Source organism: Prevotella melaninogenica (assembly GCF_018128065.1).
Classification (GTDB): domain Bacteria; phylum Bacteroidota; class Bacteroidia; order Bacteroidales; family Bacteroidaceae; genus Prevotella.
In genome coordinates, this window is sequence record NZ_CP072359.1 from 894,131 (window position 1) to 913,906 (window position 19,776).

15 protein-coding genes and 1 pseudogene are annotated in these 19,776 nt (G+C 41.3%); 14 read left to right on the forward strand and 2 right to left on the reverse strand.

Going from position 1 to position 19,776, the window contains the following annotated elements:
• Positions 1–14 precede the first annotated feature (14 nt).
• The 13 genes and pseudogenes from J5A56_RS03680 to J5A56_RS03740 all read left to right on the forward strand — a co-directional run bounded on the left by J5A56_RS03680 (position 15) and on the right by J5A56_RS03740 (position 15,468).
• Positions 15–989, forward strand: coding sequence for an AAA family ATPase (locus J5A56_RS03680; protein WP_036920101.1), 975 nt, complete (start codon positions 15–17; stop codon positions 987–989).
• A 37-nt stretch (positions 990–1,026) separates the two neighbouring features.
• Positions 1,027–2,340, forward strand: a complete 1,314-nt coding sequence (locus tag J5A56_RS03685; protein ID WP_021672366.1) for a DUF58 domain-containing protein — start codon at positions 1,027–1,029, stop codon at positions 2,338–2,340.
• 526 nt (positions 2,341–2,866) lie between these two features.
• Positions 2,867–3,345, forward strand: a pseudogene (locus tag J5A56_RS03690) (T9SS C-terminal target domain-containing protein).
• On the forward strand, positions 3,342–4,280 hold the full coding sequence (locus J5A56_RS03695) for a calycin-like domain-containing protein (RefSeq protein ID WP_021672364.1): 939 nt from the start codon (positions 3,342–3,344) through the stop codon (positions 4,278–4,280). Before J5A56_RS03690 ends, J5A56_RS03695 begins: the two are co-directional and overlap by 4 nt.
• A 14-nt stretch (positions 4,281–4,294) precedes the next feature.
• Positions 4,295–5,089 carry an HmuY family protein gene (locus tag J5A56_RS03700; protein WP_021672363.1) on the forward strand — a complete coding sequence of 265 codons (795 nt, stop codon included), beginning with the start codon at positions 4,295–4,297 and terminating at the stop codon, positions 5,087–5,089.
• Positions 5,090–5,163: 74 nt separating this feature from the next.
• Entirely contained in the window at positions 5,164–7,134 is a 1,971-nt protein-coding gene (locus J5A56_RS03705) for a TonB-dependent receptor plug domain-containing protein (RefSeq protein ID WP_021672362.1), read from the forward strand.
• Between the two features lie 21 nt (positions 7,135–7,155).
• Positions 7,156–8,028, forward strand: a complete 873-nt coding sequence (locus J5A56_RS03710; RefSeq protein ID WP_021672361.1) for a hypothetical protein — start codon at positions 7,156–7,158, stop codon at positions 8,026–8,028.
• Between the two features lie 609 nt (positions 8,029–8,637).
• Complete coding sequence (locus J5A56_RS03715; RefSeq protein WP_021672360.1) at positions 8,638–9,129, forward strand: TlpA family protein disulfide reductase; 492 nt, start codon at positions 8,638–8,640, stop codon at positions 9,127–9,129.
• Between the two features lie 4 nt (positions 9,130–9,133).
• Entirely contained in the window at positions 9,134–10,765 is a 1,632-nt protein-coding gene (locus J5A56_RS03720; RefSeq protein ID WP_021672359.1) for a DUF6029 family protein, read from the forward strand.
• A 5-nt stretch (positions 10,766–10,770) separates the two neighbouring features.
• Entirely contained in the window at positions 10,771–11,556 is a 786-nt protein-coding gene (locus J5A56_RS03725; protein WP_021672358.1) for an Omp28 family outer membrane lipoprotein, read from the forward strand.
• Positions 11,557–11,602: 46 nt separating this feature from the next.
• Positions 11,603–12,268, forward strand: coding sequence for a hypothetical protein (locus tag J5A56_RS03730; RefSeq protein ID WP_021672357.1), 666 nt, complete (start codon positions 11,603–11,605; stop codon positions 12,266–12,268).
• A gap of 29 nt (positions 12,269–12,297) precedes the next feature.
• Positions 12,298–13,620 (forward strand): thioredoxin family protein, encoded by a 1,323-nt coding sequence (locus tag J5A56_RS03735; RefSeq protein WP_021672356.1) that lies wholly within the window; start codon positions 12,298–12,300, stop codon positions 13,618–13,620.
• 30 nt (positions 13,621–13,650) lie between these two features.
• Positions 13,651–15,468 (forward strand): MutS-related protein, encoded by a 1,818-nt coding sequence (locus J5A56_RS03740; RefSeq protein ID WP_021672355.1) that lies wholly within the window; start codon positions 13,651–13,653, stop codon positions 15,466–15,468.
• A gap of 241 nt (positions 15,469–15,709) precedes the next feature.
• On the opposite strand, the gene J5A56_RS03745 is transcribed toward J5A56_RS03740, so the two are convergent.
• A complete protein-coding gene (locus tag J5A56_RS03745; RefSeq protein ID WP_021672354.1) occupies positions 15,710–16,534 on the reverse strand; it encodes a Cof-type HAD-IIB family hydrolase in 825 nt (274 codons plus the stop codon).
• Positions 16,535–17,030: 496 nt separating this feature from the next.
• On the opposite strand from J5A56_RS03745, the gene J5A56_RS03750 reads away from it, so the two are divergent.
• Complete coding sequence (locus tag J5A56_RS03750) at positions 17,031–18,041, forward strand: class II fructose-bisphosphate aldolase (RefSeq protein ID WP_004360402.1); 1,011 nt, start codon at positions 17,031–17,033, stop codon at positions 18,039–18,041.
• 197 nt (positions 18,042–18,238) lie between these two features.
• On the opposite strand, the gene J5A56_RS03755 is transcribed toward J5A56_RS03750, so the two are convergent.
• Positions 18,239–19,756, reverse strand: coding sequence for an NAD(P)H-hydrate dehydratase (locus J5A56_RS03755; protein ID WP_021672353.1), 1,518 nt, complete (start codon positions 19,754–19,756; stop codon positions 18,239–18,241).
• Between the last annotated feature and the right edge of the window lie 20 nt (positions 19,757–19,776).

A 19,776-nucleotide genomic window follows, 5' to 3' on the forward strand; every position in this document is an offset into this window, starting at 1 on the left:
AAACAATAAATAAGATGGAAGAGAATAGAGAAGAAAGAACCGACCTTACTGCATTTAGCCAAAAGGTGATGCAAGTACGAGGAGAAGTTAGTAAGGTTATTGTTGGTCAGCAAGAGGCTGTCGCCCTGTTGTTAACAGCGATTCTTGCTGATGGTCATGTGCTGATTGAAGGCGTACCAGGTGTTGCAAAAACCTTGTTGGCACGTCTGATGTCACGTCTGATTGATGCCCGTTTTAGTCGTATTCAATTCACGCCAGACCTCATGCCAAGCGATGTACTCGGTACGACAGTGTTCAATATGAAGACCTCTGAGTTCGACTTCCATGAAGGTCCGGTATTCTCAGATATCGTTCTTGTTGATGAAATCAACCGTGCCCCTGCAAAGACACAGGCAGCTCTTTTCGAGGTAATGGAGGAACGTCAGGTGACAATCGATGGTACTACTCGTCGTATGAGCGATGTTTATACGATTATTGCAACACAGAACCCAGTAGAACAGGAGGGGACATATCGTCTACCAGAAGCTCAGCTCGACCGTTTCCTCTTCAAGATAAGTATGGGTTACCCATCTGTTGACGAGGAAATGAATATCCTCAAGCGTCATCAGGAGAAGAGAAACCTCATCAAGTTGGAGGATGTTAAACCAGTGCTGACCATCGATGAGCTTTTGGAGATGCGTAAGAAACTTGATACTGTATATATTGAGGAGAGCCTCCTACGCTATATAGCAAATATCGTCCAGCAGACTCGCATATCAAAGGCAGTCTACCTTGGTGCCAGTCCACGTGCTTCTGTTGCTATGCTCAATGCTGCCAAGGCATCAGCTTTGTTGGGTGGGCGTGACTTTGTAACGCCAGAAGACATCAAGTTTGTTACTCCAAGTATTCTCCAACATCGTCTTATCCTCACTGCTGAGGCAGAAATGGAGGGTTATACTCCATTGAAGGTTGCGCAGAAGCTGATTGACAAGGTGGAAGTTCCTAAATAACGTGACAGGAGAAAAATCTTAGACAAATAAAGAAGAAATGTTCCTTACTAAAAGGTTTTATATCATCTTAGCAAGTCTCACCCTGCTTGCAGGGTTAGGTTATGTGTACCCACATCTTTTCATCGTCGCAAAGATGTTTCTGTTTATCTTTGTGGCTATGGTTGTGGTTGATGCTGTTATGCTCTATCATCATCGTGGAGTCGCAGCGAGTCGAACCTGTTCCGAACGTTTCTCTAATGGTGATAAGAATGTTGTCAAGATAAGCCTTGAAAGTAAATATCCTTTCCCTGTATGGCTGACGGTTATAGATGAGGCTCCAGAGGTGTTCCAACGGAGAGATATTAGCTATAAGAGTCGTCTAACAGCAATGGGCAAGAAGACCATTCGTTATACACTTATCCCTAAGAAGCGAGGCGTTTATTCCTTTGGTAAGATTCGTTGTTTTACGCGTACTATCATAGGACTTGTTGAGCGTCGTTACACCTTGGGCAGTGCAGAAGATGTAAAGGTATATCCTTCTTACATGATGCTGAACCGCTATGAATTCCTTGCGATAAGCAATAACCTCACAGAGCTGGGTATAAAACGAATTCGTCGGGTGGGCAACAATACAGAGTTTGAACAGATAAAAGACTATGTGAAGGGTGACGAATACCGAAGCATAAACTGGAAGGCGAGTGCTCGTCGCAATCAGCTGATGGTGAATGTCTATCATGATGAGCGTTCTCAACAGATATTCTCGGTTATTGATAAGGGACGTGTGATGCAGCAGTCGTTTCGTGGAATGACACTTCTCGACTATAGTATTAATGCTGCTTTAGTGTTGTCATACGTTGCTATGCGTCGTGATGACAAGGCAGGGCTGATAACCTTTGCAGACAAGATGGATACGTTTGTTGCTCCTTCCAAGCGAACTGGACAAATGCAACTCCTCTTAGAGTCGCTTTATGCACAGGAAACGAAGTTTGATGAGAGTGATTTTAGTGGCTTGTGTGCTAATGTTCATAAGTTAGTGAGCAAGCGTAGTTTGTTTATTATTTATACAAACTTCTCTGGTATAACAGCCCTTAACCGGCAATTGTCCTACTTGAAATTGCTTAGTCAGTGGCACCGTGTACTTGTTGTATTCTTTGAAGATGCGGAAATGAATGATTATATTCATTCTCCGAAGCACTCGATAGAGGAATATTATCAGCATGTTATTGCAGAGAAGTTTGCTTCTGAAAAGCGTTTGATAGTCTCAACACTCCGCCAGCATGGTATTTATAGCGTATTGACCACGCCTGATAAACTTAGCATTGATGTTATCAATAAATACTTAGAAATGAAGCAAAGACAAGTCTTAACTTAGTAGTATTCTTAATGATTCAATAGTAGAGAATGATAGGTTAAGCGATAAAGTTTCCTCTCTGCAATCTAATCAGCCGTATCTTGTAATATATTATCATACTGACAATAATCTATTTTCCACTCTTCAACCAATGTGCTAAGGCTCCGCACATGTGGTGTTAAGGCTCCGCACATGTGGTGCTGAGGCTTAGCACATGTGATATTGTCGCTAAATGTGCACGATATCGATGTTGAACACAATGTAAAATGACACAGAACTGATGCCTTTTTACAATCAACGAAGTGTTCTGCTAACAAAAACAAACAAGTTTGTTATGGAAATTTCCTGTGAAGCCAAGGTGATGATCCATGATAGCAGAATGCTCAAAGCATTTTTTTCTATGGGTTCAACCCCCTTTTATTAGGTATTAGTAATTCCTTGTTGCTTGTTTTTTTGTCTAAAATCATAATTATTAGGTATTGTGATATAATACAGATTCTTATACCTTTGCACTAAAATTAGAAATTAATATAAACAGATCAGTAACATGAGAATTAAAACTTTATTTCTTTCACTTGCTGTTACACTGTTAGCTTCTATGAGCACACTCTCTGCCTCTGCGGCTGACTATGTAAAAGTAAGTGACAAAGATGGCAAAGACACTTATTTCGCTCTGTCTGAGAAACCTACTGTTACTTTCACTTCCACTGCTATGGTTTTGACAGCTGGAAGTCAAAGAATAGAGTATCCTCTGACAGATTTCCGTGCTTTCGCCTTTGCAGATCAGCCAACAGGTATCGGTACTCTTGATGCGGAGGGCAACAGTGCAGTCTTCTCTTTGGTAACTCTTTAAAGGGAGAAGGACTAAAAGCAGGCAGCCAGGTAGCTGTTTACACCATCAACGGACAGTTGGTTGGTCGTGCCACTGTAAGCCAAAGCGGTTCAGTAGAGATTCCACTCGACGGACAAACAGGCGTTTTTGTAGTTAAATCATTATCTAAGACATTTAAATTCATACGTAAATGAAAAAAATATTTACTTTAGTAATCGTATCTTTCTTGAGTGCACTCGCAGTACAGGCACAGACATTAAAGGTAACCAAGACTGATGGTGGCGTTGTAACTTATAAGGCAACAGATATCTCCAAGATTGAGTTTTTGCCAAATGAGACTCCATCTCAACCAAAGGTTATACACGAGTTCACAGGCTATTTGACTGTGAAAAACAAAATGATGAATAATGCTCGTTTTGACAACGGCGCTAAGATCAAGGTGTTGCAGAATGGTAGTAAGTTCCAGGCTGAATTTTCTGACAAGCAGTGGGGTACAGGTACTTTCGATATAACAATGGATAACCATGCTATTAATGGTACCGGAAAGATGAATATTGCCAACCCAAATGGTGGCGGTTCAGTGAAAGAGTATGATGCAACAATGAATGGCTCAATGAAAGAAATCAAGATTAATGTCCCATCACTTATGGGTGGTACTGATATTACTTGGCATTATATTGAAGTCTCAGCAGCATCGAAGATTGCTGGCGATTATTCTGGCACAACGTCGTTAATGGTAGGACCAACTTTCGGTCCTTATGAAGCGACTAATTTGTCATATAAGATTACTGCTAATGAGGATGGTACCATCAATGTAATAACTCCTAAAGAGACTTTTGCGGAAATAACGATGGTGGGTAACTTAACGATAGATTCATACACCGTAAAGAATCTTTCTTACGATAAAGGAACTAATAGCTTTGTTCGTGATTATAGCAAGGATGGTATAAAGGTTCATCTCAAATCAGATGGTATGATGAAACTTAATAAGGAGTATACTTTCCAGGATACAAGTAAGATGATTGTTAAGCTCGGAGAGAATGGCGTATTGACTATTACAAATTCATATAGCCTTACAGGTATGCCAATGTCTATTTCCGAAACTTATACAGGAAAGAAGGCTAAGTAAAATATTCATTGCTAATGCATAAAGTATTTCGCTCTATTTATATCCTTGCAGGCTGTGCCATCCTATTGATGGCAACAGCCTGCAATGGACTTTTTGATGGTGTATATGATGAGGCACCAGCCACAGCAAGTGTTACTACGGAAGGTCAGCTTCTTGTTGATGCCAGCAGTTGGCATGACTGGTATTACGTTGATTTCGACTCTCTGCAGGATTTTATAGAGCGTAAAGACACTGCAGGGCTGCTCAAAGCGCAGACAACGTTTACACGTTATCCTATTCCGACACGCCTTTCAACAGGTACTGGTGATGGAAAGACGGGTATATATACTTATTGGTTTGATGTTTTTGGCAAAGGTATTTCGGTGAATGAAAAGCGTAGCTTCGCAGCTACCGATGCACAACCTGAACCACAGTCATGGAGCTTAGCCTTCCATCGTAATAACGTAAGGACCAATGGGGGTGCTGTACTTGAGACCAAATATGCTTCCTTAAACGATATTCCAAAGAATAGTTCTGTTTTCTTAGGAGCAACATTCCAAGAAGATGAGTGGACGGAGAATCAAGTGTGGGAAGACCAGTCGCAGATGCTCTCGAGCCTAATAGGGTGTCAAGGGATAAAAATTAATAAGGTCCTTTCTTCTTGGTTGAAGCTTGATATACCTCCCATGCCTCCAGCCTTTACAATGAACAGTCACGTATTCATTGTTCGCTTGAAGAATGGTAAGTATGCTGCTGTGCAGTTAGAGAACTATATTGGTGCCGATGGTACCAAATGTTGGTTGAGAATCAATTATAAATATCCATATTAAATAAAACATACAACCTTTTCACAGTCGGTACTTTCACAGGTTAGTGACAAGGTTATGAGATTTTTTGATTGGTTATGACACGAAAAACCATTATACTATCAGCTCTTGTCGGTCTGCTTCCTGCAACGTTGTGGGCTGATGAGTTGCCTGATTCTATTTATAAATCCTTAGAATTAGAACAGGTTGTAGTGACGGGAACACGTACGCCAAAGCTGCTTGCCAAGACCCCTGTGTTGACAAGACTAATCACAGCTAATGATATTTCGAAGACTGATGCTACCAATTTGCGAGATGTCTTACAGCAGATAATACCAGGTGTTGAGTTCTCTTACGCTATGAATCAGCAAGTGCACATGAACTTCTCTGGCTTTGGTGGACAGAGTATGTTGATTCTTGTGGATGGTGAACGACTTGCTGGTGAGACGATGGACGATGTCGACTTTAATCGTATTGGGATGGATAATGTTGATCATATCGAGATTGTGAAAGGTGCAGCGTCAGCACTCTATGGCTCTAATGCCGCAGGTGGTGTCATCAATATTATCACAAAGAAGAAGTCCAATCCATGCGCACTGAACTTGAATATGCGCTTTGGTCGCCACAACGAGCAGCGTTATGGTATGTCGTGGCAGTACGCAAGAGGTAAGTGGAACAATCTGTTAACAGTCAATAGGAATAGTTCTGACAACTTCAATGTACACAATGGACCTAATCCAATCACGCGAGTAGTCTCAACTATCTATGGTGATGCTGTTTGGAACTTCAAAGAACAGCTTACTTATACGTTGAATGAAAAACTTCGTCTGACAGGACGTGCAGGTTATTTCTATCGTCAATTGGTGCGTACATCAGAGGTACCAGAACGCTATCGTGACTTTTCGGGTGGTCTTCGTGGAATGTGGACACCAGACCTCTACAATAGTGTGGACTTCTCCTATGCTTTTGATCAGTATGATAAGTCAGACTATCAGCGCATTACTCGTCTTGACATCCGCGATTATTCAAATGTTCAGAATAGTCTTCGTATGCTGTATAATCACACTTTTGAAGGGGAAAACGTCCTCTCTGTGGGTGCAGATTATATGCATGATTATCTCTTCAATACCAACTTAGAGGGTCGAATTCGTAAGCAAGACTCTTTTGATGCTTTTGCACAATACGACTGGAACATCAATCCGAAGTGGGAAGTTGTGGGTGCTTTGCGTTACGACTACTTCTCTGATGGGCATATCTCACGCCTAACTCCGAAGGTGAGCGCACGTTATCAGCCTATACATAACTTAAACGTTCGTCTCAGTTATGGTATGGGCTTCCGTGCACCTACGTTGAAAGAGAAGTACTATAACTTTGATATGTCGGGAATATGGATTGTCGAAGGTAACCCATCTTTGAAGCCAGAGGTAAGTCAGAACTTCAATGCTTCGGTTGATTATACAAAGGGGCACTATAACTTTACGGTAAGTGCTTATTGCAATCGAATAGAAAATAAGATTGCTACTGGTGCACCTTATTACAAGAATCCATCGGATGTTGTACCACATCTTCCTTATATCAACCTAAATCATTACATTGTTAGTGGTGGAGAAGCTACGGCACAGGCACGTTGGACAAATGGTATCACGGCTCGTTATAGCTATGCTTATACCCACGAACGTTTGCCAAAGGATAAGAATGATAAGGCTGTAAACAATCAGTATATACCTGCTCGCAAGCATTCGATGACGGGACATATTGATTGGGATCATCAGTGGTCGAAGAACTATGGTACGAACATCGGACTTGATGGTCGTTTCCTTTCAGCTGTTAATAATGAGGAGTTTGTCGATTACTACGATATCTCTAAGGGTATAAAACCCATTCATTATCCAGCATACGCACTCTTCAAACTCTCCTTGGTGCAGCGCATCAGTAAGGCGGTGAAGGTAAGTGTAATTCTCGATAACATCTTTAATTATAAACCAGAATATTATTATTTGAACTGTCCATTGACTGATGGGACCAACCTCATGGTAGGAATGTCAGTTGATGTTGATAAACTATTTTAAGCTCTCAATACGTTTTAATTTATGGGAAAAGGTAAAATCTATTTATGGCGGACACTCGCCTCTTTTATCCTTGTGTTGTTTACGATGCCTTTGGGTCATGCACTTATGATCATTATGGATAAGACGATGACACCAGAAGCTGTGCATTATGCTGGCTTTGCTATGGGATTCGTAGGATTGGTAATGGTAATTATCGGTGTGTTTGTCAAAGGTGATACACGTCAAACACTCTGGGGACTAATTGGTGGTTTGCTTTTTTGGACGGGTTGGGTAGAGTTCCTCTTCCAATATTACGCTCACCGCTTTGGTGTGCAGCCTGAGATTGAAAATGGAGAGATTGTTACCAAACCAGAATATTTGATACTTCCAGCTTCATTCGGCTTTTGGATGATGATGATGACAATGTACATCTTCAGTACACGTAATGGTTGTAACTTTATCACATGGATTCAGAAACGTTTGTTTGGAAAGCGCAAGAATGAGATTGCTTTTCAGCCGATGACACGTCATACCTCTATCGTTACTTTTATGGAGGTGAATATGATTCTTTGGGCATCTTATCTCTTGCTGATGTTCTGTTATGATAAGAACTTCATTGGCGACCATCATCCAGTAACTTTCTTAGTGGGTATTGGCTGTTTCATCGGCGCGCTTTATATGTTTAAGAAGCAGCTTTATATTGCTTCTTGGGGTGCTAATATCCGTATGTCGGTTGCAACCGTGATTGTGTTTTGGACGCCAGTGGAGATTCTCGGACGTATCAATTTCTTCAAAGAGTTTTGGGTAAATCCACAAGAATATGCCGTACAGCTCCTTTGTATCTTGGGTGCTTTTATCCTTCTGTTGGTTTATATGTGGATGAAGGGTTCTAAAAAGAAGCATAACAACAATTAAGAACAATCTTTCTATAGGAGAAATGCTATACCGTAGCCTGTTCAAAGGAGGAACTATGTATAAATTTAAGATTACTTGTCAGCAACTTTGATGTTGCAAGCAAGTAATCTTTTTTTGTTTATATAAATGGTTCTAAATAGCAGATAAGAATCTGTAGGGATGTGTTTTATATGAGTTTTGTACAGGAAAAGAAGTCTTATATAAGGTAGACATTGGTGTTTACTATCTATAATAACGTTCTTAAAGATTACTTCTTACCGCTTTTAATCGGTGTGTTGATGCTTAGCACGTATGGTGCTGATGCTAAGCACATGTGGTGCTAAGCGCTGACACCAATTGAACTAAGGGTTAAATACATTGCAATAGGTTACAGTGTAGACCTTATGTTTACATGGTTTTAGAAGAGAATTGTATATCTAAAAGCAGATAAGATTGTTTTGATTAGAAAGTAGTTTGTCTTCCAAAGATAAGGTGATTAGTAGGAATAATGAGCACTGTAGATTAGTCTAAAATCGGTCAAGACGTATAATCTTGTTTGTGTTTGGCTGTTTCTTCTTTGTAGTATCGTTTTTTTTTCGTATTTTTGTAGCTGCAATATAATTAAAAGAGATGAATAAACTATTTTTGTCCCTTAGTTTGTTGTTGATTAGCTTTGCAGCGGCTGCACAAGACCGTCTGCCTAAAGTAATGCTCAAAGACATAGAAGGGAAAACCGTACAAACCGACACTATTTCTAATAATGGTAAGCCCCTTATTATAGCTTTCTTTGCTACTTGGTGTAAACCTTGCAATCGTGAACTCACAAGTATTGATGAGGTTTATGATGATTGGCAGCAAGAGACAGGTGTCCGACTCGTAGCTGTGTCTATTGATCAGGCACAGAACATTAATAAGGTGAAGCCAATGGTCGACCAAAATGGCTGGCGTTATGATGTTTTGCTCGACCCTAATGGTGAATTTCGTCGCTCGTTAGGTATTCAGTCTGTTCCTTATACCGTGTTGCTTGACGGACAGGGTAAGATTGTTTATAAGCACAACGGATATACTGATGGTGCTGAAGTAGAGCTATATAAAAAGGTGAAAGAAGCGGCAGGTAAGTAATTCTATGAAGAAATTGATGATGATAGGACTGCTCATTGGCATGAGTAGTATATCTCTTTGTGCACAAGAGGAGTCCGATAAATTACGCCTTTCTGGAAGTCTTCAGAGCGATATGCTGTTGGCACAAAAGGACAGTACGATAGGTGCTGAGGCTACAGATGGTCGTTTTCTGACAAATACTTATCTCGACTTGAAACTATCGAGCCGTTATGTTGAGGCTGGTGCGCGACTGGAGTATCTGAAGCATCCGCTTCCGGGATACGAGAATGACTTTAAGGGTTGGGGTGTACCATACGCTTATTTGAAAGGTCATTACAAGAATGCGGAACTTACCTTGGGTAGCTTCTACGAGCAGTTTGGCTCTGGTTTCATCCTCCGTTCGTACGAAGAACGCAGTTTGGGTATTGATAATTCTCTGCAAGGTGCACGATTGAACTATCGCCCTTGGGCTGGTGTTGCAGTGAAGGTGCTTACAGGTCGTCAGCGTAGATATTGGAATCATAATAAGAGTTGGATGACAGGTGCTGATGTGGAGTGGAATATTGACGAGTTATGTAAAACTCTCCAACAGCATAATACGTATGTTACCTTAGGTGCTTCCTATCTTAATAAACATGAGAGAGACGAGGTGATAATGGTTGATCCAACTCATCGTTTGCATCTTCCGCTTAATGTTAATGCCTTTGATGTGCGTTTGCGTGTGCAACATCGAGCTTTTAATGTATTGGCAGAGATGGCAATGAAGTCGCAAGATCCTTCTCATGATAATGGTTACATCTATCGTAATGGTTACGTTGCAATGCTTTCGGGTTCCTATTCAAAGCGTGGAATGAGTCTGCTTCTGCAGGCAAAACGCAGTACGAATATGGGCTTTCGCAGTCGTAGAGGAATGGAAGGAATCTCTTCTTTTGTTAATCATCTTCCTCCATTCACGATGGAACATACCTATACATTGGCTGCTCTCTATCCTTATGCCACACGCCCTGATGGTGAGTGGGCTTATCAAGCAGCAGCTGCCTATACCTTCCCAAAGGGTTCAACGATAGGTGGTAAGTATGGTACGACTGTTAAGGTAAACTTCTCACACGTTCATTCTGTGCGGAAGAATGGTGCAGGAGAAATCGGAACAGATGGCTATGGTAGTCCGTTTTGGGCGTGGGGGGATGCTACCTATTATCAAGATGTTGATTTTCAAGTGGAAAAGCGACTTGCTAAAGATACGAAGCTCAATCTGATGTATATGTATCAGCGTTACAATCAGATGTTACTCGAAGGACATGGAGGAATGCTTAATTCGCATATCTTTGTGTCAGATGTCAAACAGAAACTTTCGCCTAACACAACATTGCGTGTAGAAGGACAGTATCTTGTATCGAAAGATGGCGACAAGGATTGGTTGTTTGGGCTGGCTGAGCTGTCGCTTGCACCGCATTGGATGTTCACATTGAGCGACCTTTATAACGTTGGTAATACCCGTGTGCATTATTATCAGGGCTATGTAACCTATAGCGGAGGTGCCCATCGCTTGCAATTAGGCTATGGTCGTACGCGTGCAGGCTTTAACTGTTCGGGTGGTGTATGTCGTTATATCCCTGCAACAAAGGGGTTGACACTCTCTTATAATTATAACTTCTGATAGAAATGAAAAGTTTTTATATATGCCTTTTGGCTGCAGTTGCTTTTTTAACAGGCTGCGATTCAGTTGGTTCTGATGAACGACTGATTGAGGTTCCAGCAGCTACTGTTCAGCGTAATGTACTGATAGAGGATTTTACTGGACAACGTTGCATCTTCTGTCCTGATGCTGCAGAGGCTATTGCACAGCAACAAAAGCTTTACGGTGCAGACAAATTGATTGCTGTTGCATTCCATGCAGGACCGCTTGCAATCAAGAGTACGGTTGGATTTGTGGGTTTGCGCACCGATTTGGGAGATACTTATTATAAGCATTGGTCAGTTCCAAATGTGCCAAAAGCCATTATTAATCGTCGTGGAGGTGTACTTCCTAAAGATGCTTGGGCAGGACGTATCTATGATGAGTTTGCTCAGACGACAACAGTTAGTATTGAACTTAAATGTCAGTATGATGCTTCTACACGTCAGATGGAGATAGAAACTGCCTTAAAGACCTTGTCTGAAGATGTGAAGGGACGGCTACAACTGTGGTTGGTTGAGGATAACATCGTTGCCCCACAGATGTTCCCAAACAATAAAGTGGATAAGGAATATGTGCATAATCATGTCTTTCGCGCTGCTATTAATGGGGAATGGGGCACAGAGTTAACGCTCTCTACGAAGAATGTTCATAAGGAGAAAACGACTTACACACTCCCTGACGGAGTCGTACCAAAGAATGCATGGATAGTAGGTTTCTTCTATAACGACAGCGGAGTCTTGCAGGCTGTGCGCCAAAAGGTTTCGCTTTAATAAACGAATGATAATCAATTACGAATAAATATAAAAAAATAAGAAAATGAAATTACGTTTACTCGTGTTTATTGGTCTGATGACTAATCTTTTAGTTAGTGCACAAGCACAGACAAGTTCTAATGATGTTGTGTTCCTTGATGAACAAGGTAGGGTCATTACTAACAATACAACAGTTGTTCTGAATAAGGTAGAAAAAACTACTTTCCCCTTTGAGGGAAATAAGATTTCAGGAAAGGTGTACATTCAGAACAAGTCGGATAAGTCTCAAGATGTATCTCTTTCCTATACTATTAACGATATAGATGAGGGTGACGTGCAGGTTTGTGCGTATGGGAATTGTACTTTTCATTCGGAGGCTGGTACTTACGAGGTAGGTAGTAAGCTTTTCCCTATCGGTCTTAAAAAGGAAGCTGTAGAAATAGATCACAGTTATGGTGAATTCGAGAACTGTACAGTAACGCTGAAACTTACAATAAAAGAATCTGGTTCACAGGAAGAGAAGGCAGGTCCGATGATTACTGTTAAGTTTGATACTAAGGCAACAGGTATTGCTGCTGTAGCTTCACAGAAGGGTATTACTTACGATGTTTACAATACTCAAGGTGTACTGTTACATAAGCAACTTACGTCTTTGACAAATCTCCCTAAGGGTGTTTACATTGTGAAGCAGACGGGCGTTGCCTATACAAAAAAGTATGTTATTCGTTAAGCATATAATTTATTAATCTATAACTTGATATGTTACATAAGTTTTATACATTGTTTATTGCGCTTATTGCTGTCTTTTGTTGTGCTGTGAATGTAAAGGCGGATGGTTATACGCTTATTCCTTCTACAGGGCAGAAAGTATATGTTCCTATCACAGCAAAGAGTGCAAAAGGTAAACTATTGATTACCAATTACGGTAGAACAGCTATTCGTAACTTCGATTATACACTTTCTTTCAATGGCAAGGAGCTGATGTCGAAGAATTATGTCCTTACAAATCCATTGAACCGCATGGAGGGAACAACGATAGAAATTGATGTCCCTCCTCATACACAGGTTTCAGAAACCGACCTTTTGTTTACAATTACAAAGGTAAATGGAGAGTTGAATAGTGCTAATTTCAACTATGCAACGCTTCCGAGAATAACTGTTACAAAGGTGCCTCGCAGAAAAGTTGTAGTTGAAGAATACACTGGAATGTGGTGTGGATTTTGTCCGCGTGGTATTGCACTTATGGAGAATCTGGCACATAAATATGGTGAAGACTTCATTGGCATTGCTATCCATACTGGAGGTAGAGCTGATCCATTAACTTGTACAGACTATGCATGGAAAGCTACAGATTACAGAAGTCGCCCTTCACTTGATATGAATAGAAATCTTTTACTGGGTTATTTCAAAGCACAAACTGAGTTTGAAGAGGAACGCTCAAAAGGTGCAGATATGGATGTAGAAGTATCAGCTGTATGGGATAAGGAGAAAAACAATATTACTGTAACTCCCCGTGTCACTTTCTGTGTGAATCGAGATGAAGCTCCTTATGGCTTTGCTTATGTGCTGACGGAAGATGGTATGTCAAATCCTAATTGGGTACAATACAACAATTTTTCAGGTAGTACGGCTGATCGTGGTATTACAAAAGAATTTGATTATTTTATTGATGCTCCTCGAGATATTCGTAATCTTGAAAATAACTTTGTTGCCATTGCTGCAGAAGGAGTAAAAGCTCCTTTAACAGGCTATATCAATACTCCGATTAAGGCAGATGAACCACAGAGCCATACATATACCTTTAAGAATATTTCTAATAAGAAGATAATACAAGACAAGTCGAAGTTGAAAGTCTGCGTTCTGCTGATTAATAAGACTACTGGGCGCATTGAGAATGCTGCCAAGTGTACGATTTCTGAGCCAAATACTACTGCAATCTCTTCTTTGTCACAGGGAGAAGGACAGGTTGTAGAGACAGCACGCTATACGCTTGATGGTCGTCGTATTACAACTCCACAAAAGGGTGTTAACATTGTGAAGTACAGTGATGGCCGTGTTAGTAAAGAGCTGGTGACACAATAATGTCATCCTGACCTTATACTTATTTGTATTATGAACAGAAAATTGACTGATTTGTATCAGCATAAGGCAGAAGAGACGAGCAAAACACTCGTCTCTCTCCGTAACCGTAGTCGTGTTTTTATCCTGACAGAAATCGGTTCTTTTTTGGTAGCTATTGGTTTTGTAGTTCTCTACACCTTATTGCATAATGCAGCTTGGACGCTTTTCTGTGCCTTAGCTGCATTATTGTTTTATCTTTACATTCGTCATCGTGACGTGCTGAACGACCGAAAGATAAAGACGGCAGAGGCTCTGCAGCGAGTTTATCAGAATGAGATAGACTATCTAAATGGCAACTTCTCAGGCTTTGAAGCTGGCGAACAATATGTTAATCCGCAACATCCTTACACCTTTGATATGGATGTCTTTGGTATAGGTTCTCTGTTTCAAAGGATGAACCGCACTATCTCAACTGGTGGTAGTGACCAGTTGGCAGCCTGTCTGTCTACGGAATGGGGAGGTGCAAAGAGGGAGGAACTTGTTGGGCAGATACGTCAACGAATGGTTTCCATAGACGAGTTGGGTAAGGAGGAAACTTTCCTTTCTGAATTCAAGTCTTTGGGCGTAAAGGGGCGTATTAATACAGAAGAGGTTTTGAAGGCATTGACGGATGTTCATCGCCAAAGCTTTCCAAAGTTCTTCCATAGCTCTCTTTTACGTTATTTCTGTTATGCCAATTTACTTGGTTTCTATGTGAGTATCGTGCTTTCCGTTGTGGGATTGGTTCCTTTCCTATTGCCTGTATGGTGGGGAATATTTAACTTTATGTTCTCTTTCCTTTGTGGACATAAGCACATGCGTGTCATTTCTGAGTTGATAGCAAAGGTACACACACAGGTAGATGGTTACTTGCAAGTACTAAAGTTGATTAATACGATTGAGTTTAAGTCTGTTGAACTTCAAGCGTTGAAAGAAAAACTTTCGGGTGCGGAAGAATCTTTTGAGAAGTTAGAACTTATCTTACAAAAGATTGATAACAGAAGTAACGAGGTCGGAGTCTTTGTCTTCAATAGCTTTGCTTTGATTGACATTACTATCGTAAGACTCTTCCTTCGCTGGCAGCATACGTATGAACAGCGTACGAACGAGTGGATTGATAGTCTGAATCTCTTTGATGCTTTGGTGTCAATGGGTAACTTCCGACTGAATGAAGACAGGGCTGTACAGGCAGAGATCAGCGAGGAGAATAAGGTGGTTTATGAAGCGAAAGACCTTTATCATCCCTTCCTTGCCGAGAAGGCTGTGTCGAATGATTTTAATATCCTCGACCATGAATATTATATTATCACGGGCGCGAATATGGCAGGTAAGAGTACCTTCCTACGCTCCTTGGGTATAAATTATCTCTTGGCGATGAATGGTTTGCCGGTCTTTGCTAAGCAGTTGAAGGTCTCAGTATTCCATCTCTTTACGAGTATGCGCACGACGGACGACCTTACGCATGGCATCTCTTATTTCAATGCTGAGTTGCTTCGTTTGAAGAAGTTGTTAGGCTCGTTGCGTGATGATGTGCCAAGTCTGATTATTTTGGACGAGATTTTGAAGGGAACAAACTCTCTCGATAAGTTGAATGGCTCTCGTCTTTTCTTGCAATATATTGCCGAACGCAATGTAACAGGCGTTATTGCTACTCACGACCTTGAACTTTCAAAGATGGAAGAGGAATACGCAGGGCGTTTTCATAACTATTGTTTTGAAATAGAATTGGGTGAGAATATCACTTATTCGTACAAGATTACGAAAGGGGTAGCACGCAATCAGAATGCGACATTCTTGTTGAAAGGAATCCTGAATCCTAATTGTATTTGAACGAGTGACTTGGGATAATGGAAGATTAAAATAGAACGTTTAGAAGTTATTTTGTTGTTTCTAAGGCGTTTTGTCGTGGTAAATGATAATCCAAAATGACTATCAGAATAGGTTGACTTTGGGTTGTTTCCGAATTCTTTTCATGAAGAAAAATATTTCTTTTCACGAAAAAAATATTTATGTTCATGAATAAAATTATTTTTCTTCATGAAAAGAATTCGTCATTGATGATGAACACTACTTAATTGACTTTCTCTAAAGAAAGGATAAAACGTTCAACGACGTGTGCGACACCATCTTCTTCATTTGATAGGGTAACGAAGTCTGCCTCGCTCTGAATGTCTTTTGCTGCGTTTGCCATAGCCACACCAAGTCCTGCAAAGCGAATCATACTGAGGTCGTTATAGCCGTCACCACAGGCTATCACCTCTTCCCGTTGAATACCGAGTGTAGAGATAAGACGGTCAAGGGAGCGTGCTTTGTCGATACCGAGTGGTACGCATTCAAGGAAGAAGTCGGCAGAACGATATACTTCCATCTTTCCTTCCAACTCTTTGGCTAATCTTATCTCCAACTCGTGAAGTGGGGTAGGGTCACCAACAATCAGACATTTATTGATAGGATAGACCAATTGGTTGAGGAAATCATCATATTGCACGATGGGCATCTTATTGATGAAAGCTTCATGTTCTACGTATTTGTCATTTTTATTCGTAGTAGCAATGCCTTCGCCTTGGTAGGTTAGGATTTCCATACCCGCTTGCTTAGCCTCTTGATAAAGTAGGGGAACGAGCTGCTCGTCCAGCTTTTGCTCGAAAAGAACTTCGTTGTTAGTGCAATCAATAATCTTTCCGCCATTGAAAGCGAGGATGAAACCGCCATTTTCTTTTAGTTTCAGCTCTTCTGCTAAAGGGACTATTCCATAGGTAGGACGCCCAGATGCCAGTACGACGTGCACTCCTGCGGCTTGTGCCTGCATAAGGGCTTCTTTTGTACGTGGGGTTATTTCCTTTTTATCATTAGTCAATGTGCCGTCCAAGTCGAGCACAATCATCTTATACTTCATGTTGTTTGTCTTCTTATTACTTTGTAATTTCCATTATGAATAATGACTTATAATTATCGAAAACCATTAATCCTTGTGCAAAGGTACGGCTTTTTATGGACTAAAGGCTGTGTTTGCCTTGATATAAAATGATAAGTATGAAAAAGTTTTGATGTAATACAATAAATCGCAAACGTTTACGTGAAGGATTAACTTTCCTTTGGGTCTTTATCGTAGGTTTATTTGCTGGTGGTGCGCTTGCATTAGTTGTTTGGCGTGTTATTGAACCATCAGAGAAGTAATTCAGTTTATCATTGAAATAAGAAATTAGGCTTATTAGGCTATTATATCTAATAAGTCTATTCGCTTTTATTCTGAAAACATTGCAGTTTATCACGGAATTTAACATTTTGCGCTTATTAAATATGTGTGATGTTTTGGATATCAGAAAATAAAACTGTACTTTTGCAATTGTAAATAGGTATAGATTTATTAATTTTAAAAGATAAAAGAAATTATGGTAGATTACAAGAAATTAGGTCTCGTGAACACTCGTGAGATGTTCAAGAGAGCAATTGACGGTGGTTACGCTATTCCAGCGTTCAACTTCAATAACCTTGAGCAGCTTCAGGCTATCATCAAGGCTTCTTCTGATTTGAAGTCACCAGTTATCCTTCAGGTATCTAAGGGTGCCCGCAAGTATGCTAACCAGACTCTTCTCCGTTACCTCGCTGAGGGTGCAGTAGAGTATGCAAAGGAGTTGGGTTGCCATCATCCTGAGATTGTTCTTCACCTTGATCACGGTGATAGCTTCGAGACTTGCAAGAGCTGTGTAGACTTCGGTTTCTCTTCTGTAATGATTGATGGTTCTGCTCTTCCATACGAAGAGAATATCGCTTTGACTAAGAAGGTTGTTGAGTATGCTCATCAGTTCGACGTAACTGTTGAGGCTGAACTCGGTGTTCTCGCTGGTGTTGAGGATGACGTAGTAGCTGAGGTTTCTCACTACACAAAGCCAGAGGAGGTTGTTGACTTCGCTACTCGTACAGGTTGCGACTCTTTGGCTATCTCAATCGGTACTTCTCACGGTGCTTACAAGTTCACTCCAGAGCAGTGTACACGTGACCCAAAGACTGGTCGTTTGATCCCTCCTCCATTGGCATTCGATGTTCTCGCAGCTATCGAGAAGCAGCTCCCAGGTTTCCCAATCGTTCTCCATGGTTCTTCTTCAGTTCCTCAGGAGTATGTTGATATCATCAACGAACATGGTGGTAAGTTGCCTAACGCTGTTGGTATTCCAGAGGAGCAGCTTCGTCAGGCTGCTAAGAGTGCTGTTTGCAAGATTAACATTGATTCTGACTCTCGTCTTGCATTCACCGCAGGTGTTCGCCAGACATTTGATGAGCACCCAGAGTACTTCGACCCACGCCAGTACTGCGGTAAGGCTCGTGAATACATGGAGGATCTTTACAAGCATAAGATTACAGACGTTCTTGGTTCTGAGAACAAACTTGCTAACCTCGACTAATCATTTGTTGAGGTCAGCATGACCAAATAAAAACATTAGCGGCAGCTTCTTTCGGGAGTTGCCGCTTTTTGTTGTGTTGGTTTCTACGAGGCTTGTTGGTTTCTATGAGGCAGTGCCTCGTAGGTTGGAACAGAGAAAACCGCAGCCCCACATGGATTGAACCATGCGAGGCTGCGGATTGTTCTTCTGGCAGGTTATTAATCGTCCAAAAGTTTGAAAGCCTTAGGGAGATAGTTAATGATATCTCCAGCAACGAGACTCTCTTTGCCTAAGTCCTTGACTGCTAAATCGCCAGCAAGCCCATGGAGGTACATGCCAACCATGCAAGCATTCTGCTGATTATAACCACGAGCAAGGAGGGCTGTGATGATTCCTGTGAGAACATCACCACTACCAGCTGTTGCCATGCCGCTGTTACCTGTTGAGTTAAAGATAACATTACCAGTAGGCAGACAGAGTGCGCTGTTGTGTCCCTTCAATATGATATAAGCTTGTAAGGACTTTGCCAATTCTCTTGCACGATGAAGACGCTCGAAGTCAGCATTGGCAGGTGAGCCTGTAAGACGGTCGAGTTCCTTTGCGTGAGGCGTCATAATGATTCCCTTTGGTAGTTGTTGCATCCATGCGCGATGGCTTGCAAGAATATTAAGGGCATCAGCATCGGTAACAATAGGACATTGTGCGCGTCTTATCTGCGTTATCATCGCTGTGGCAGTAGGCTCCTGTCTGCCTAATCCAGGACCTATTGCAAGTGCATCGAAATCATCTGTATCAACCGCTTCAGTGAAGGCCGTCTCCTCATGGTCTATCTGCAAGATAGCTTCAGGAACAGAAATCTGCATGATGTCATAGTTCTTTTTCGGCGTATGCACTGTTACCTTACCCACACCACTGCGCAAACAGGCACGTGTAGCTAATATTGCAGCACCTGACATACCATAACTACCAGCAATGATAAGGGCGTTGCCCATGTCTCCTTTGTGTGAGAAGTCATCACGATGGAGTAGACGTGAGCGAATATCGTTCTCTTCTAAGATGTAATATTGTGCCTCGGTCTTTCTGATAAACTCTTGACTTAGACGAATATCGAGTACTTTCAGTCTACCAATGAACTGCTGTGCATCAGCGAAAAGGAAGGATAGTTTCCGTTCGTGGAGGGTTAATGTGAGGGTAGCATGAATGATATTTGCACGTACGTTATACGTGTTGTCCTCAGTCATCAGACCAGAAGGGACATCAATACTCACAGTCTTTGCAGGACTTTGATTGATATATTTCACTAAAGAAGCAAAGCCACCCGCCAATGGCTTGTTAAGTCCAGAACCAAACAAGCCATCAATGACCAATGTTTCGGCAGTCAACTCAGGTGGATCAAACTTTGCTGTGATTTCTGTGAAATCCTTTGCATGTTTGCTATCGAGCAGACGTTGACGATTTGTCACACAATCTTCTGATAGATGATTGCTGATATTAAAAAGGAAGGTACTCACCTTATAGCCTTCGTTTGTCAGCAAACGTGCCACAGCGAGGGCATCACCGCCATTGTTGCCAGGTCCTGCAAAGACAACAATTGGCGTATGTATAGACCATTCCTCCATGATAGCACGGGTAATGGCTTTTGCTGCACGTTCCATCAAGTCAATCGACTTGATAGGTTCGTGTTCTATGGTGTATCTGTCCAGTTCGTGAATCTGGGCACTTGTAAATATCTTCATATCGATGGCAAATTTACAAA